The organism is uncultured Helicobacter sp., from assembly GCF_910577135.1.
Taxonomy (GTDB): Bacteria; Campylobacterota; Campylobacteria; order Campylobacterales; family Helicobacteraceae; genus Helicobacter_C; species Helicobacter_C mastomyrinus.
Genome location: NZ_CAJTLL010000012.1, coordinates 22459 through 39580 on the forward strand (window position 1 = coordinate 22459; position 17122 = coordinate 39580).

Annotated in this window: 12 protein-coding genes and 2 pseudogenes; 8 read left to right on the plus strand and 6 right to left on the minus strand. The window is 39.7% G+C overall.

Annotated features, from left to right (window positions below):
* Window positions 1-127: 127 nt before the first annotated feature.
* Together cysE and speA are read right to left on the minus strand one after the other, a co-directional pair.
* Window positions 128-868 (minus strand): serine O-acetyltransferase, encoded by a 741-nt coding sequence (gene cysE, locus QZ289_RS07290; protein ID WP_295701045.1) that lies wholly within the window; start codon window positions 866-868, stop codon window positions 128-130.
* Between the two features lie 6 nt (window positions 869-874).
* Entirely contained in the window at window positions 875-2722 is a 1848-nt protein-coding gene (speA, locus tag QZ289_RS07295; RefSeq protein ID WP_295701129.1) for a biosynthetic arginine decarboxylase, read from the minus strand.
* Between the two features lie 128 nt (window positions 2723-2850).
* On the opposite strand from speA, the gene ybeY reads away from it, so the two are divergent.
* From ybeY to tpx, 5 genes are all read left to right on the plus strand, one after another.
* Window positions 2851-3366, plus strand: a complete 516-nt coding sequence (ybeY, locus tag QZ289_RS07300; protein WP_295701047.1) for an rRNA maturation RNase YbeY — start codon at window positions 2851-2853, stop codon at window positions 3364-3366.
* Window positions 3367-4354: 988 nt separating this feature from the next.
* The gene (locus QZ289_RS07305) at window positions 4355-5131 is read left to right on the plus strand and encodes a transporter substrate-binding domain-containing protein (RefSeq protein WP_295701050.1); all 777 of its coding nucleotides are present in this window, start codon (window positions 4355-4357) and stop codon (window positions 5129-5131) included.
* Complete coding sequence (locus tag QZ289_RS07310) at window positions 5131-5826, plus strand: amino acid ABC transporter permease (protein WP_295701052.1); 696 nt, start codon at window positions 5131-5133, stop codon at window positions 5824-5826. The genes QZ289_RS07305 and QZ289_RS07310 overlap by 1 nt, the downstream gene beginning before the upstream one ends.
* Entirely contained in the window at window positions 5823-6557 is a 735-nt protein-coding gene (locus tag QZ289_RS07315) for an amino acid ABC transporter ATP-binding protein (RefSeq protein ID WP_295701054.1), read from the plus strand. The genes QZ289_RS07310 and QZ289_RS07315 overlap by 4 nt, the downstream gene beginning before the upstream one ends.
* A gap of 143 nt (window positions 6558-6700) precedes the next feature.
* On the plus strand, window positions 6701-7219 hold the full coding sequence (gene tpx, locus QZ289_RS07320) for a thiol peroxidase (protein WP_295701057.1): 519 nt from the start codon (window positions 6701-6703) through the stop codon (window positions 7217-7219).
* 66 nt (window positions 7220-7285) lie between these two features.
* Here the strand turns inward: tpx and QZ289_RS07325 are convergent, their stop codons facing one another.
* Window positions 7286-8431: a cation transporter gene (locus QZ289_RS07325; RefSeq protein WP_295701062.1), complete on the minus strand. Its 1146-nt coding sequence runs from the start codon at window positions 8429-8431 to the stop codon at window positions 7286-7288.
* A gap of 621 nt (window positions 8432-9052) precedes the next feature.
* Window positions 9053-10078, minus strand: coding sequence for a ketol-acid reductoisomerase (ilvC, locus tag QZ289_RS07330; RefSeq protein WP_295701064.1), 1026 nt, complete (start codon window positions 10076-10078; stop codon window positions 9053-9055).
* Between the two features lie 111 nt (window positions 10079-10189).
* Between ilvC and QZ289_RS07335 the strand changes: the two genes are divergently transcribed.
* The 3 genes and pseudogenes from QZ289_RS07335 to QZ289_RS07345 all read left to right on the plus strand — a co-directional run bounded on the left by QZ289_RS07335 (window position 10190) and on the right by QZ289_RS07345 (window position 14670).
* The gene (locus QZ289_RS07335; protein WP_295701066.1) at window positions 10190-12874 is read left to right on the plus strand and encodes a phosphoenolpyruvate carboxylase; all 2685 of its coding nucleotides are present in this window, start codon (window positions 10190-10192) and stop codon (window positions 12872-12874) included.
* 136 nt (window positions 12875-13010) lie between these two features.
* Window positions 13011-13853: pseudogene (locus tag QZ289_RS07340) on the plus strand (type II restriction endonuclease); the annotation flags it as partial.
* A complete protein-coding gene (locus QZ289_RS07345) occupies window positions 13834-14670 on the plus strand; it encodes a site-specific DNA-methyltransferase (protein WP_295701069.1) in 837 nt (278 codons plus the stop codon). The pseudogene QZ289_RS07340 and the gene QZ289_RS07345, both read left to right, overlap by 20 nt.
* Window positions 14671-14950: 280 nt before the next feature.
* Here QZ289_RS07345 and groL read toward each other — a convergent pair whose 3' ends face one another.
* Together groL and groES are read right to left on the minus strand one after the other, a co-directional pair.
* Entirely contained in the window at window positions 14951-16588 is a 1638-nt protein-coding gene (gene groL / locus QZ289_RS07350) for a chaperonin GroEL (protein WP_295701071.1), read from the minus strand.
* Window positions 16589-16617: 29 nt separating this feature from the next.
* Window positions 16618-16881: pseudogene (groES, locus tag QZ289_RS07355) on the minus strand (co-chaperone GroES); the annotation flags it as partial.
* Between the last annotated feature and the right edge of the window lie 241 nt (window positions 16882-17122).

The following is a 17122-nucleotide window of genomic DNA, read 5'->3' on the forward strand; positions in this document are numbered from 1 at the left end:
TCCTGCAAGCATAAAAGAACGCACTTATGCAGCCTCTAAACAAATCCCTTAAGGGTAAAACTAACACTTTCTCTACCAAATACATTTTAGAGGTTGAGAATCCTCCCTTGACTCCCTCTAATAAACGCTATCCCTTTAATGCTTCTAAAAAATGTGCATAGAGCGCGTTTAGTTCCTCTAGCTCTTTTGTATGGCAGCACTCTGTAGTAGATTCTAACATCTGCAAACGCTTGAAAAGATACTCAAACAGCGCTCTATCAATATCAGGTAGCTTATTTACCGCATTTATACCTTGTGCGCGCCCCTTTACAATCACACGTGCGGGGATTCCCACCGCCGTGCAGTCTTTGGGCACATCTTTAATTACTACAGAATTTGCCCCAATTTTTGCATTCGCCCCGATACGTATATTCCCTAGAATCTTCGCTCCCGCACCTATCACCACGCCATCTTCAATTGTAGGATGTCGCTTGACTTTATCTAAACTCGTGCCCCCTAGCGTTACCCCTTGATAAATCATCACATCATTTCCCACCTCGGCGGTTTCGCCTATCACTACACCAGTAGCGTGGTCGATAAACACGCGTCTGCCTATTTGTGCTGCGGGGTGAATATCGACATTAGTAATAAAGCCCGTAAGCCCCATGATGATACGCGCCAATACTTTGAATCCAGCTTTGTGGAAACGATGGGCAATGCGATAATGCACGAGCGCAATCAATCCGGGATAGTTGAAAAACAGCTCAATGCTGCGATTAATAGCGGGATCTTTTTGCCTCACTATGCAAAAATCCTCTTTAATGATACGCCACAAACCCACTTTTTGTTCTGTTTGTGCTATGTGTTGATTTGATATATTTGATTCCACTTGTGCCTATTCTCCCTTAGTTGTAATTGTGCGCAAATAGCCATTCTCACTTAACATCACATAAAGCCGCCCAAGCATATCTTTCTTACCCTCACTATCTAGACTCTCATTATCCTCAATGTGCTGCTTCAATCGCCGCTCGATGTCCTTTGTATCATAGTCTAAATCATCAAGCACATCTAAAATCGTCTGTGCTTCAATGAGATTGGTTAGCTCGTGTCCCTTACTATCATCATTAAAGCTCACACTAAACTCTGTAGGGTGTGTGAAAAGATTATGCCGCATACCTAGCACCTCTTGATACGCTCCCACCAAAAAGAATCCTAAGAAATACTCCTCTTTGGTTACATCAACATCGTGCAAAAAGATGGGTTTTTGCGCATTGAATGCAATCTCTCCATCGGAATCACAAGTAATATCCCACAAACTCGCGCTACGATTTGGGCGGCGATTAAGCCTATCAAGGGGCATTACCGGGAAATTCTGTGCTAATCCCCAATAATCAGGCAGACTTTGGAAAAAGCTACAATTTAGCAAATAGCGCTCCTGCACCTGCTCTTGAATCTGCAAAATTTCATTAAAATTCTTATGTTTTAAGAGCTTAATCACTTTTTTAATAATCAAATGCACGAGTACTTCAGTATTTGAGCGGTCTTGTAAATCAATATAACCCAAATCAAAAAGTGTGAGCAAAGATTCCATATGATCTAGGCTATCGTGCAGATATTCAATTGCATTTTTCTCCACCACACTATTATAGAGGTCAAAAAGCTCCTCGATAAGCGGAGGATTATGCTCTTTAAGCCTCAAAGCCTTCTCGTCATATTCTTGTGAAAATAGCTCTAAGACAGGGGCAACGAGCACGGCGTGATTTGCCGCGATGAAACGTCCAGATTCAATAAAAATATCCGGCTCTGGCTCATTTTTATTCTTAGCAATCTCACGCAGGGAAAACACTACATCGCCGCTAAACTCGCTCAATGTATAGTTGCGATTATTCGCACCCTCGTGCTGGGTATATTCCACCGCTAAGCCTCCGCCGATATTGACACATTGCAGATTCTCCGCACCTTTTTTGCGTAACTCCGCATAGATATTCCCTGCCTCTCTAATAGCACGTTTAAGCGGTGAAATATCACTGATTTGACTGCCTATATGAAAGTGAATCATTGTAAATTTATGCAGTAATTGCTCTTTTTCAAGCATATTAATCGCCTCTAAAAGCTCTGTGCTTGTCAATCCAAACTTTGAGTTTATACCTCCGCTTTTCGCCCAAATGCCCATACCCGTGCTGTGAAGGCGGATTCTTAAGCCGATGTTGGGGTAGGGTTCGCCTAGCTCCTTTGCCACCTCGATAATCGTCTCTAGCTCATTTAGCCCCTCAATCGTAAGCGTAATGTCGTGTCCCATATTTGCTGCGCTAAAGCCTAGAGAAATCATCTCCTTGTCTTTAAAGCCATTCACCGTTATGGGAGCATTTTCATTCGTGTAAGCCATAGCAAGGATTAGCTCGGATTTACTCCCTGCCTCTAGCCCATAGCATTTATCTTTACTTTGCTCTACAAGTGAAAGCACAAAATTAGGCATTTGATTAACTTTCAAGGGAAATACCGCTTTAAACTTACCCTTATAAGAATACTCCTTAATGGCGCCCTCAAAGGCTTTAAACACCTTATCCACTTGATTTTTAATTAAATGCGGGAAACGTAAGAGCAAAGGTCCTTTATAGCCTCTCTCTCGGGCTTCTTGGACGATGTCAATCAGCGCTGGTTTATGCTTATGATTCACCTTTACCTTGCCATCGGCGATAATAAAGTCATTATTACTCCAAAAATTAATGCCATAATCTACCATTATCCTTGCCCTGCCTCTTGCTAAAGTGCTAATAAAAGAGTGTGAATTATAGCACTTTAAAAGCATTTTATGGCTATACTCGCACCATAGAAACATAAATTTCACTTTTTTTGCACAATGGAGCGTTTATGGCTAAAGCAATGCCTACACTTGATATATGTAAAGAGCATTATGCCTCGCTAGGATTCTTAGAATCACTTTTAGCGCGGATAGGGGATTTGGGCGTGATTCAGGGGGATTTTAGCGCATTTAGCCTAGAGGTATTAGCAAATGATAATCCTTCTATGCAAAAGCTAAATCTACAAACAAGGGGCAAAGATAGCGCAACTGATGTGCTAAGCTTCCCTTTGCACTATGATGATATATGCTTTCAAAATATATGTGCGGATAGTGCAAATCTTAGCAAAAATGCTATGGGGCTATGTCTAGGTAGCGTGGTGATAAATGTAGAATTAGCTCAAAGTGTCGCACAAAGGCTAGGGCATAGCACACAAGATGAGATTGCCTTGCTTTTTATTCACGGCTTTTTACATATTTTAGGCTATGACCACGAAGTAGATAATGGGGAACAGAGGGCATTAGAGCAGAAAATTATAGAATCTTTAGATTTAGGAGAGAGCCTCATCGTGCGAGAATCCATATAAATGCTAAGGCAAAAAGCCTCTCAATGCAGAATTGGCACTTATAGTAATCAATGTAGCAGAGACGCTATACTAAATTATAAGCTATTTCTTTTTTTTACAAAAAGACCCTTATTTCATATACTCTCCTCTGCAAAGAAAGGGGTTATATATTTTCCGGATTCTTAGCAGATATGTTTTTTCTACCTATTCTATTCTCTTAACACTACTCTTACTATTTCGCTCTCCTTGAGAGGGTTCCTTTTCTCTATACCATGATACCTGTGAGTATTGCTGGTAAGATTTAAGCGGAGTGAGTGTAGGGGCTAGCATTTATCTAATCCAGAACAAAAAATGAAACGGAAAAGGTTATTCTTGTTTTTGACAAAACGTAAAATCTTACTTCTTTTACTTTACAACCTTTCATATTAATAAAATTTGATATATCTCTACCCAATATACGAACTAGATTTTCTGGGGAATTTAAATAAAGTATACGAGCCTTTATCAATCAACGTGAATCGAATACCAATCCTTCCTATTTGTCTTATTAATTGATACTTGCTGAAGCGACACCTTTCCTACTCTGTATCCTTTAGGCTCTACGTTACTATTAGGATTTGTCTTTTTATCTAAAGCTTTAATTTTTGCAATATCATTTTTTAATGCTTCTTTAGTGGCACGTAATATACTATTCAATCTGGATTCTAATCTATCTGCTCTCTCAGATCGCTCGCCTTTACATCTAATATGCTTTAGGATTAAGTTAATTGTAAATAGTAGGGGAGCCGACACACATCGGCTACCATTAGCATCAAACCTCTTTTCACACAAAATGTAAAGCAGGTTTGATAAATTATCTGCTTTCCCCCTTAGTATCATCATTTAAGGATATACTCTCACTCCGCCATTACACCTTAAAAAGAGGTGTTTAGCTAAAATACTATCTTTCCTATCAAGTGCATTTTAAGGTTTAGATTCTATAATATTTCTTTAGATAAAAGGAGAGCAAATGAAACAATATAGAAAATGGCTTATGGGCGCTCTGGTAGGGTTGCTTAGCCTTGTAAGTGCACACGCCCAAGATATAAAATCACCCATAGAAGTAGGCACAAGCAATGCCTATCGCCCTTTTGCATTTGTCGATAGGGCAAATGCAATGGCAGGCTATGACATTGAGGTACTAAAGATTCTAAGCAAACACGACCCAAAGCTTGTATTTAAATTCAATGGGGTGCAGTGGAATGCAGTATTTCCCGGGCTAGATAGTGGTAAATTTGACCTTTTAGCCTATCAAATCACCAAGACTAAGGAGCGTGAGGCAAAATATATTTTCTCTCATTATCCATATTTTAATGATATTAGCGGCGTGATTATCCGCGAGAATCAAAGCATTAGCGACTTTACACAGCTTAATGACAAGAAAATTGGCGTGAGCGTGGGGAGCAACTATGCACGCGATTTAGAAAACTACCTTAAAGCCCACCCCGAGCTAAAAATAGAGATTAAATACTATAAGAATCCTCCTGCCCTTATCGCCGATTTGGGTGCAGATAGAATCCAAGCCATCATAGGCGAACCCATTAGCTCAATTAACATCGCTAAGGCACAAAATATCAAGCTCAAAGCTACAGATATAATCCTTGATAAAACGCCGGTGTATTTTGTGTTTAACAAAAAAGATGTAGAGCTTAGAGATGCCATTTCTGCTGCGCTCAAAAAAGCCATAGACGCTAAAGACTTGCAGAATCTAAGCATAAAATACTTTGGTAAAGACTTAAGCCAATAATGTTTGATACGTCCTATTTTTTGCAGACATTTTTTACGCTGCTTCCCGCCCTGCCGCTTACATTTTTCCTAGCTATTGGCTCTTTTGTGTGCGGGGCAGCTTTAGGCTTTGTTTTCGCGCTTATCCGCGTCTATGAGGTGAAATACCTCAACGCCCTGCTTATGCTCTATATCTCATTTTTTCGTGGCACTCCGCTTTTGGTGCAGCTCTTTATGTTTTATTATGGGCTACCTATTGTGCTACAAAGCTATGCCATTGGCATTGATTTGCATAACCTTGATGGTCTCTACTATGCGCTTATTGTGTTTTCACTCTATGCGAGTGCGTATCTATGCGAGATTTTCCGCGCAGCATTGCTCTATGTAGATAAAGGGCAAATCGAGGCAGCCTACTCACTAGGTATGACAAATACTCAAGCCCTAAGGCGCATTATCCTCCCTCAAGCCTTTATGATTACTTTGCCAAACTTGCTTAATTTTTTCATTATGCAGGTTAAAAACACTGCCCTAGCCTCGATTATCGCTGTGCCTGAGCTTATGGGTTTAGCCGATATAGAATCTGGCAGAAGCTCAAAATTTTTAGAAGTCTATTTAATGGCGGCATTGATGTATTGGGTAATGTGCGTAGTGCTTGAAGCGGTGTTTTCAAAAATCGAAAAGCATTTTGCCAAATTTAGAAAAAAGTATGCCAAATGATAGAAATGACACATATTAACAAAACCTTTAAAGCCCATCGCGTGCTTAAAAATATCAATTTAGAGGTGCAAACGGGCGAGATTGTTGCTATTATTGGTCCAAGTGGTGCGGGGAAAAGCACACTTTTACGCAGTATCAATCTCCTAGAAAAGCCCGATAGCGGGAGTATTAGAATCGATGACATAGAGCTAAACTTCGCCCATTTTAGCAAAAAGGAGATGTTTAGGCTGCGGCAAAAATCAGCAATGGTGTTTCAAAATTTTAATCTCTTTGTGAATAAAAATATTTTAGAGAATGTGAGCGAGGCATTGATAGTAGTGAAAAAAATGCCTAAGAGTGAGGCAAATGATAGGGCAATGGCGCAACTTGGTGCCGTGGGATTAGCCCAAAAGGCAAAGGCATATCCCTATGAGCTAAGCGGCGGACAGCAGCAGAGAGTAGCCATAGCTAGAGCCTTAAGCCTAGATCCTAGCATTATGCTCTTTGATGAGCCTACTTCTGCACTTGATGTGGAGCTAATAGCTGAAGTGCTAGAAGTAATTAAAAGAATCCATAATCAAACAATGCTTATTGTTACCCACGAGCTGAAATTCGCTAAAGCTATCGCGCATAGAATCATCTTTATGAGTGATGGAGAGATTATCGAACAGGGGGCGGCAAAGACATTTTTTGAGAATCCTAAGAGTGAGCGAGTGCGAAGCTTTTTAACCAAAATCACGCAACTTGGGTAGATTCTATCAATCTTTGCTAACACCTTGCTACATTTCAACACCCCATACCCTTGAATTGCCCTATTTTGCTTTTGATTAATCTTCACAAGGCATAATGCCAAGCTCAAAACTTAAAACAAAATTATTGTGAAAAGGATAAAAAAATGGCTTCAGTAACATTCAAAGGAAACCCGGTCAATCTTTTAGGAAATAATGTAGAGGTAGGCGCAGCTGCTCCTAGCGTAACGCTAAAGGCAGGAGATTTAAGCGATATAACCATTGGTGGAGCTAACAATAAAGCTCAAATCATTTTAACTATGCCAAGCCTAGATACTCCTGTATGCGCTACGCAGGCGAGAGATTTTAATAAAAAAATTGCTTCATATCCAAATGCTGAAGCTGTGATTGTAACCTTAGATTTGCCTTTTGCTATGGGCAGATTCTGCAGTACAGAGGGCATTACCAACCTTAAAGTGGCAAGTGATTTTATCGCCAAAGAGTTTGGAGAAAAATATGGCGTTTTAATCGGCGATGGTGCGCTTAAAGGACTTTTAGCTCGAGCTATTTTTGTAATCAAAGATGGCAAAATAGCCTATAAAGACATTGTGAGCGAAATCACAGAGTTGCCAAACCTAGAGCCTTTAGATACCCTCTTTAGCGGTGGCTGTGGCTGCTCTCGCTAAATTCTTGCCTTAGGGCAAGGTTCTATACGCTTTTCTATATCAAGCCTACACTTTGGTTATAACAAATCAGAGCCATTTAGGATTTGCCGTCCAGCTTACAGAAAGCCATATTTTATAGCTTGGTATCTCTAGTGCTTTCTCTATCCGCTCTCTTATCGTATCAAATTCCTGCATACTCACAGGCTTAAAGTTCCTATCTGTGAGGATATTCACCTCTACCATATAGAATCTACCTGATTTAGCCACGTGCGTATCATAATCGCTAAAGCCAAATTCTGCGCTTAAAGCCTCCATAATCGCTGTGATTTTTTCATCGATCTCTGGCGGGGCTACCATAATCAAATCTTTGAAATTTGCAATAGCTATGCGAATAGGCGACACGCAAAGCAGTAAGGATAATAGGGCTAAAAGCATAGGGTCAATGTATCGTGCTAGGGGGTGAGCCTCGCTACTTTGAGAATCTATAAGCACAAAGCCAAAAAATGGCAACAAATAGATAATTCCAAAAGCTGCCAATGCACCCAAATACAGCACACAATCGATTTTCCATTCAGTATTATCTACTTTAATCAAATCAGATTCTAGCACCTTTGCATACACTAATGTATAGCCAAATAGCAACGCACAAAACACACAAGCACATAGGCTATAAATCGCCGCACCACCAAGCTCTACCGCATATCCTCCGTGCAAAATGCTTTGAATTGCATTAATAAAGGCATATACACAGACAAATACCAGCACTAAAGACTTAAACAGATTCACCATTGGTTCAAATCGCACATAGCCGTATTGAAAAATATCATCATCCTCTTTATAAATATAACGCGAGGTAACCACACTAAGCGCCCCTAATCCCATGCTAATAAGCGCTACAAATCCACCAAAGATAACCGCCATAGACTTTACCAAAATCCCAAAGCCAATGCCAAAAATCGCTAGAGTGAGTGCGCTAAACATCAATACTTTTAGCACAAATTGCTCTTTTTGCGAGGCTTTGAGCACATCTTGCAGAGAATCTTTGAGGTTTTTCAAATGCGAATGTGCGCTCTCTTTTGTTTTCTGCTTTGCTGTCTCTCTGTCTTGAGAGGCAGAATCTTTATGAAAACGCAATTTATTATCGCGCACACTTGAGCCATAGCCTAGATAGTTTTTATCGCTTTTGGGAGAAAGTCCGCATTCATAAGCGTGAGAAGTAGGAGCAGATTTCATACAATGCCTTTGGTGATAAGATATAAAACAATGGTTTTATTAAAATAATCCTATCCACTTTCTCGCTCAGCTATCGTGGTGCAAAACATCGGGAAAAAAGAGGGCAGTTTCGAGGATATACCTCTCACTCCGCCGATGTTGCAAGTGTGGATAAGCACTTCGTGCGTATGAAGCTAGAAGCGGATGCAGCGAAGCAAATTCCGTAAGGACAAAAAGCGAAGTTCTCCCCGATTGCAAAAAAAGTAATCCTGTAAAGGCAAAAAGCCGCCGCTTTATTCTTTTTTAGGTTGGGGAGAGGGGAAACCTTTTCTTTTTGCGACAAATAAAAAATCTAAAGTGTTAAGATAATAAATATCAAGCAAAACCTATCATTTTTGGCCAAAACAAGATTTCAAAATTGCTTACCCATAAGTGAGAATATACCTGACTTGTAGATTGCTTCGGTGATTCTCCCCTCGCAATGACGTTTGGCGTGGATTGCTTTGGCTGCCTTGCTCCCCCTTACATATCGCTACTAGATTACTACCCGCCCCTATGACACTTTAATATGAGGCTTTAAAAGGATACTAGATACCCGCTCACTCCGCATAAGACAAGATAAAATATTTATAGCATATAGCCTTAGTTTTTATCTGTATCCACAAGCTTATTCGCGCCAATCCAAGGCATCATTGAGCGCAATCTTTTGCCCACTTTTTCAATTTTATGCTCACTTAGATTCTTTCTCTCCGCATTCATTCGTGCATATCCAGCTTTACGCTCTAAGATAAAATCTTTTGCAAATCGCCCTTGTTGAATGTCGCATAAAATTGCCTTCATCGCTTGTTTTGATTCTGCATTAATCACACGAGGACCGCTCACCATATCGCCGTATTCTGCGGTATTTGAGATAGAGTATCGCATATTTGCCAAGCCACCCTCATAGATTAAATCCACAATCAATTTTAGCTCGTGCAAACACTCAAAATATGCCATTTCTTCAGGGTATCCCGCCTCTACTAATGTCTCAAATCCAGCCTTTACCAAGCTCGTAACGCCTCCACAAAGCACAGCTTGCTCACCAAATAAATCTGTTTCTGTCTCATCTTTGAAAGTGGTTTCAATAATCCCGCTTCTGCCTCCGCCAATCGCACTTGCATAGCTTAAGGCAATCGCCTTAGCGTCATTTCTGCTTGTATCTTGTGCTACTGCGATTAAATCCGGAATCCCACCACCTTTTACAAATTCACTTCTAACGGTGTGTCCCGGAGCTTTTGGAGCGACCATAATCACGCCAACTCCCTTTGGTGCGATAATCTGCCCAAAATGAATATTGAATCCGTGTCCAAAAGCGATGATTTTATCCTCACTCAAATGCGGGGCAATATCCTTAGCAAATACATCAGCTTGCAGCTCATCAGGGATTAAAATCATAATCACATCAGCGATTTTTGTCGCCTCACTCACTTCAAGCACTTTAAATTTTTTCGCCTCTGCCTTAGCCCAGCTAGAGCCGCCCTTATATAGCCCGATTACCACATCTACTCCAGAATCTCGCAAGTTTTCCGCGTGTGCGTGTCCTTGGCTCCCAAAGCCAATGATAGCTACCTTTTTCTTTTGTATAAGCCCTAAATCACAATCTTTGTCGTAATACACTTGTAATGCCATTACCTTTCCTTTCTAGGCATAAGCGCCTTTCAAATAAAATAAAACCTCAATTATAGTTAAAACAAACTTAGTTATAATTAATACCATTTCAAAAAGCCATAAGGAAATAGTATGCGACCTCAACACAAAGGCAATTCTATGCCCCAACCCTTGCTTGAAAACGCACAAATTGATTTTGTATTTCAAACCATTATCCACCTCTTGCAAAATGTCGATGTAGAGCTAAAAGAAGCCTTTATCCGCATTAAGCAATCCATAGAAAAGCACGATAGCACCACTCTTTTAGCTACTTTGACACAGCTTAATACACAAGATAAAACACTCTCTATTATCAAAGCCTTTACCCTCTATCATATGCTACTCAATATCATTGAAGAGCTTAATGCAAGTGCTAATATGGAATCAAACAAACTTGCCAAAACTCTGCAAGAACTTGCTAAAGAGGGCTATGAAAAGCCTGAAACTCTAGCGATTTTAGAACAATTATGCTTTTATCCTGTCTTTACCGCACACCCTACAGAATCTCGTCGCCGCACATTCCTTGAAGCACATCATCAAATGAGTGAAAATATCAAAGCTATTTTTATGCACAATGATGAAAAAGCTAAAAATCAGCTACTTTACCGCCTCACATTGCTATGGCACACACATTTAGTAAGAAGTGAGAAAATGGAGATTCTCTATGAGCTTGATAATCTGCTTTATATCATTGAAAGCTCCGTGCTAGAATCTGCCACAGAAGTGCTAAATGCGGTTGAAACCCTACTTGATAAACCCTTAGAATCCTCCCCCATCACGCTAGGAAGCTGGATAGGGGGCGATAGAGATGGCAATCCTTATGTGAATAATGAAATTATGACAAAGGTGATGAAAATTACGCATAATGCGATTATCAACATCTATATTAACAAATGTGAGAAGCTCATTCGGGAGCTTTCTTTGTCTATGGATTTTATGAAGCCCACTCGCACCCTTATGCAATCGCTCCATAATGAAACCCACGAGCTTCCACAGAGTGAGGCGACACTCTATGCCAAAGAGCCTTTCCGCGCAAAACTCTACCTCATAAGAAAAAAGCTCAAAAACCGCCTTATTGCGATTAATGCCCCTGAATCTGTGCGTTTTACCTATGCTAACTCACACGAGCTTTTAACAGATATTGATATGCTTATAGAATCTCTAGATTCCATAAGCGCACAAGGCTTGAGGGAATTTCGCCATCTTGTGCTTTTAGGGGGATTCCATTTATTTGGGCTTGACTTTAGGGAGCATAGAGATACCATCTTAAATAGCATAAGCGAGATTTTCTGTCTGCTTGGTTTAAGCGATAGCGATTTTAAGGATTTGAGTGAGAGTAAAAAATGCGCGATTTTAAATATCGCCTTAAGCAAAAAATATGAGCTACATACGCTTATCGATCAGCTTTCTCAACCTACACAGCAGCTTGTAGGTGCATTTTTACGCATACAATGGGCGAAAAAACACATCAGTGAGCGGATTTTGCAAAGCTTTATTATCTCTATGAGTAGCGAGGCGAGTGATTTACTCTGTGTGCTGTGGTTTGCTAAGCAAAGTGGCTTATGGAAAGGGGGTAAAAAGAGTGAGGGTAAAAGAGGCAAGGCGAGGATTTCTATCACGCCGCTTTTTGAGACGATTGATGACTTGCAGAGAGCGCAACATATCATCAAGGTGCTTCATACCAATCCGCACTATCAGCAATATATGTATGATAATGACAATACGCAAGAAATTATGGTGGGCTATTCGGATTCAAGTAAAGATGGCGGGATTTTCGCAAGTAATTATAATCTGCATTGTGCCATTAGCAATATTACACATTTGCAAGATGAGCTAGGCATTAAGATTAACTTTTTTCACGGCAGGGGCGGGAGCGTGAGTCGTGGGGGAGGTAGCTTAGAAGAAGCGCTTCTCTCCTCTGCGCCTAAAAGCGTATATAAGCAACTCAAAACAACAGAGCAAGGCGAGATGATAAGCGCAAAATACTTACACAAACATATCGCTAAAAAGAATCTCTCAAGCACTTTATGCGCCTTGCTGAAAAAGGAGGTAGCAGATACATTTTGTCTCAATGGCGCTTGTGAGAGCGATGCGCCTATTATGGCATTGCTTAAACCTGTATCTTTAGCTTCTTATGCGGCTTATCGTGCCCTTGTATATGAAAATAAGGGCTTTATGAGCTATTTCAAAATGGCAACGCCCATCGCCTTTATACAGAATCTCCATCTAGGCTCAAGACCAAGCAAACGCAAGGATACACAAAGAGTGGAGGATTTACGTGCGATTCCTTGGGTGTTTGCTTGGACGCAAAATCGCTCTATTATCCCTGCGTGGTATGGGTTAGGCAGTGGGTTAGCAAAGGGGGATAAAAACGCCCTCAAAGACTGCTATCAGCAATCGCTTTTCTTTAAAACAACCATTGATAATATCTCTCAAGCAATGCTTAAAGTGGATTTAGATATTGCTAGGCTATATAGCGCATTTGTGGCGGATAAGGCGGTGCGCGATGGGATTTGGGAATGTATTTATACAGAGTATCAGCTGACTTTGGAAAATCTGCTGCATCTGCGCGGGGAGAGTGAGCTGCTAGATTCCCAAAGGGCGGTTAGAGAATCTATCCTTTTGCGTAAGCCCTACCTTAGTGTGCTTAATCTCACGCAAATTGAATTGATTAAGAAATATCAAAGCTGTGGCTATGCAAAAGCAAAGGAGAGAATCTTAGAGCAAATCCACGCTACGATTGTGGGTATCGCACAAGGCATTCGCAACACCGGGTGAGAGAGGATCTAAACTCTACCTAGAGCAATGATATTTTAACAAAAGATAGACGATAATGCAAATATGCCTCATATAAGCATTAAATAACCTTTAACCAATATAATTACAGCAATTCTTAAAACATAAGGCAGGCGATGAAAATAAGCTTGATTTTGATACATTTTTACAAAGCCTTCAAACGAGTAATAGGACTTTAGATTTCTTTGTGGATTGGCAAAAATGCTTAAAAAATAGAGATGATATAAGCATAGCCTTAAATCATTTGAATTTTTTGCTTGGTAAAGAGAGGAGTGAGCTTAAAGCTTGCATTAAAAAACTTTTTGGGGAATATCCAAAGGCTTTTAATGTGTTGCATATTCTTATTGCGGTAAGAGACAAAAAGGATTTGGTGCTTGATGTAAAGGGGGATTTTGTTCCATTAAATACTTATTTTGTAAGCGTTGAAAAAATCTATGAGTTTATCTCTCAAACGGGTTTAGAGCAGATTTTTTGCAATAAAAATATTAGGGATTTAAATGATTTTGTGTTTGGTATAGAGGTGGGGCTTGATAGCAATGCAAGGAAAAACCGCAGTGGCAAAGCTATGGAAAAATGTATTAGCAATATTTTTTCTGAGGCTGAACTCATTTTTAAAGAGCAAGTTGATATTAGAGATTTTAAAGATTTGCACGAAGCCTTTGGGGTGGATATTAAAAAATTTGACTTTGTGATTTATGGCAAAAATAAAACGTATTTTATAGAATCTAACTTTTATACAGGTGGCGGCAGTAAGCTGAACGAAACAGCAAGATCTTATCAAGATTTAGCCCCTAAATTTGAAGCATTTTCAAACTATAAATTTATTTGGATTACTGATGGTAAGGGTTGGCTTAGTGCGAAAAACAAGCTACAAGAGGCTTATAAATATGTGGAAATTTATAATTTAAGCAATCTTAAAAATTTTATACAAAGGGTTAAAAATGACACTGCCACGTTTTGACAAAGATTTAAACCCCTGCTTTGTCAGCAATGATAAGCTTTTTACACTCTATCAAGGCGATTGTAATAAGATTTTGCCTCAATGTGAAAATAGCATTGATTTAATCTTTGCCGACCCGCCTTATTTTCTCTCAAATGATGGCTTAAGCATACAAAGCGGTAAAATCGTGAGTGTCAATAAGGGCGAATGGGACAAAGAAGCAAATATCACAGATATTGACGCATTTAATATGGAATGGATAAGCAATGCAAAAACTGCCCTCAAAAGCACGGGCAGCATTCTCATTAGCGGCACTTATCATAATATTTTTTCTTTAGGCAGAGCCTTGCAAAAGCTTGATTTTAAGATTCTAAATCTCATCACTTGGCAAAAGACCAATCCCCCGCCAAATTTTAGTTGCCGCTATTTGACACATTCTACTGAGCAAATTATTTGGGCAAGAAAAAGCGTAAAACACAAGCATATTTTTCACTATGAGATTCTAAAAAAGCTTAATGGAGATAAGCAAATGCGTGATGTGTGGAGCTTCCCTGCGATTGCTCCTTGGGAAAAGGCAAATGGCAAACACCCCACACAAAAGCCTTTGAATCTGCTTGTAAGACTGCTTTTAATGGCAAGTGATACGGATTCTCTTATCTGTGATCCTTTTAGTGGCAGTTCCACCACAGGTATAGCGGCAAATCTTTTAGGTAGAAAATTTATCGGTATAGAAAAAGAAAAAGATTTTATAGATATATCCACAGCAAGAAAATTAGAGCTTGAAAGCAATTTTGATGACATAAGAAAGAGAATTGCGGACTTAAAAAATATGCAATAAGGATTTTAAACGATAAAAGAGGGTTAAAAATTTAGAAAAGCCCCACAAAATAGCGTTAAATAAAAGGCTAATTAAAACATTAAAAAGCACTTATAATGTTCATATTTTGCTGTGTGTTGCATAAAGATTCGTAATCGTAGCAAGATGAAAGTTATTTCAAAGAAGTTTAGAGCATTGTTTGCTTGATGAACATTTTAGTGAGTTTATTTAAAGAGTAGAATCTACCCTCCCAAATGGCAGGGAGGGTAAAAATAGAAATATGTGAGAATTGAAGCGGGGCTTACATCATACCGCCCATACCACCCATTCCGCCCATATCTGGCATTGCTGGAGCTGGTTTGTCCTCTTTGACTTCATTAATAGTCGCTTCCGTAGTGAGCAGGAGGCTTGATACAGAGACGGCATTTTGCAGTGCTACACGCGTAACCTTAAGCGGATCGATAATGCCCTCTTTAAACATATCCACATACTCGCCCGTAGCAGCGTTAAACCCAAAGCCATCTTTTGCATTTTTTTCTACTTCATTGACTACCACACCCGCATCATATCCAGCATTTGCGGCAATTTGCCCAAGAGGTGCTTTAATAGCGCGTTTGATAATATCATAGCCAATCGCCTCATCACCCTCAAGCTTAAGTTTTACTTTTTGTGAAGCACGGATAAGCGCAGAGCCACCACCAATAACAATACCTTCATCAACTGCTGCTTTTGTCGCAGAAAGCGCATCATCTACGCGGTCCTTTTTCTCTTTCATCTCTACTTCACTTGCAGCACCTACCTTGATAACAGCTACACCGCCACTAAGCTTAGCCAATCGCTCTTGGAGCTTTTCTCTATCATAATCGCTTGTAGTGTTTTCAATTTCCATTTTGATTTGTGCGATTCTATCTTTGACATCTTTTGTCTTGCCCTTACCATCAACGATAGTCGTATTATCTTTATCAATGACAATTCTTGCCGCACTTCCTAAATCCGCTAAAGTCGCAGATTCTAAAGTCTTACCAAGCTCCTCGCTAATGACTTGTCCGCCGGTAAGAATGGCTATATCTTGTAACATTGCCTTGCGTCTATCGCCAAAGCCCGGAGCTTTAACTGCTGATACATTAAGCACACCGCGCAATTTATTCACTACCAAAGTCGTAAGAGCCTCGCCCTCGATGTCTTCAGCGATAATCAAAAGCGGTTTGCCACTTTGCATAGTCGCCTCAAGTAATGGCAGAATCTCTTTCATATTAGAGATTTTCTTATCGGTTAAAAGCACATAGGCGTTTTCAAGCTGTGCTGTCATCTTATCAGTATTAGTTACAAAATATGCGGAGAGGTAGCCTCTATCAAACTGCATACCCTCAACCACGCTTAACTCATCATTAATCCCCTTTGCTTCCTCAACAGTAATAACGCCATCTTTGCCTACTTTTTCCATCGCTTCAGCAATGAGTGCACCGATATTTTCATCGGAATTTGCAGAGATAGTCGCCACTTGGGCAATGTCGCTCTTGCCACCTACTTTTTTACTTGCTTTTTTCAATTCCTCTACGATAGCCGTTACTGCTTTATCCATACCACGTTTTACCTCGATAGGATTTGCCCCAGCAGTGATGTTTCGCAAACCTTCTTTATAAATACTATAGGCTAAAACGGTAGCTGTTGTCGTACCATCACCGGCTGCATCAGCTGTCTTACTCGCTACTTCTTTTACAAGCTGTGCGCCCATATTAGCGATAGGATCGGCTAATTCAATCTCTTTTGCCACAGAAACACCATCTTTTGTAATAGCCGGTGCGCCATAGCTCTTTTGAATCAGTACATTACGCCCTTTTGGTCCCATTGTTACCTTTACAGCATCGCTTAATTGCTTAATGCCCTCATATAACTTATTTCTTGCAGAATCTGAAAAATGAATTTCTTTACTTGCCATATCTTACTCCTTAAGCTTTATTATTTTTCGATAACGCCCAAAATATCATCTAGTTCTAAAACCATATATTCTTTAGAATCTAGCTTGATTTCCGCGCCCTTATATTTGCCAAATACGACTTTATCATTTTCTTTAAGCACCTTATCATCTTTGAGCTTCGCACTCACTGCCTTTACAATACCCACAAGAGGCTTTTCTTTCGCATTGTCTGGGATGATAATGCCTGAACTCGTTTTAGTATCTTCCTCAACGCGTTCTACAAGAACTCTTTCACCCAAAGGTCTAAATTTCATTATGGACTCCTTGCAATATATTTAAAGTTAATCAAAAATTTAGCACTTAATTTTTGAAGTGCGAGAATTCTATATGTTTTTATTAAACAAGTCAATACTTTATGGTTAATTTATAAATAAACTTTAGTATAATAAACTAAGATTATGTATGTTTTACTTTATAAACTTTATAAATTTTTCATAATAAACTTGATTCAAGCAACCCAACGTATCACACAATAATCATAATTTTAGACAGCGA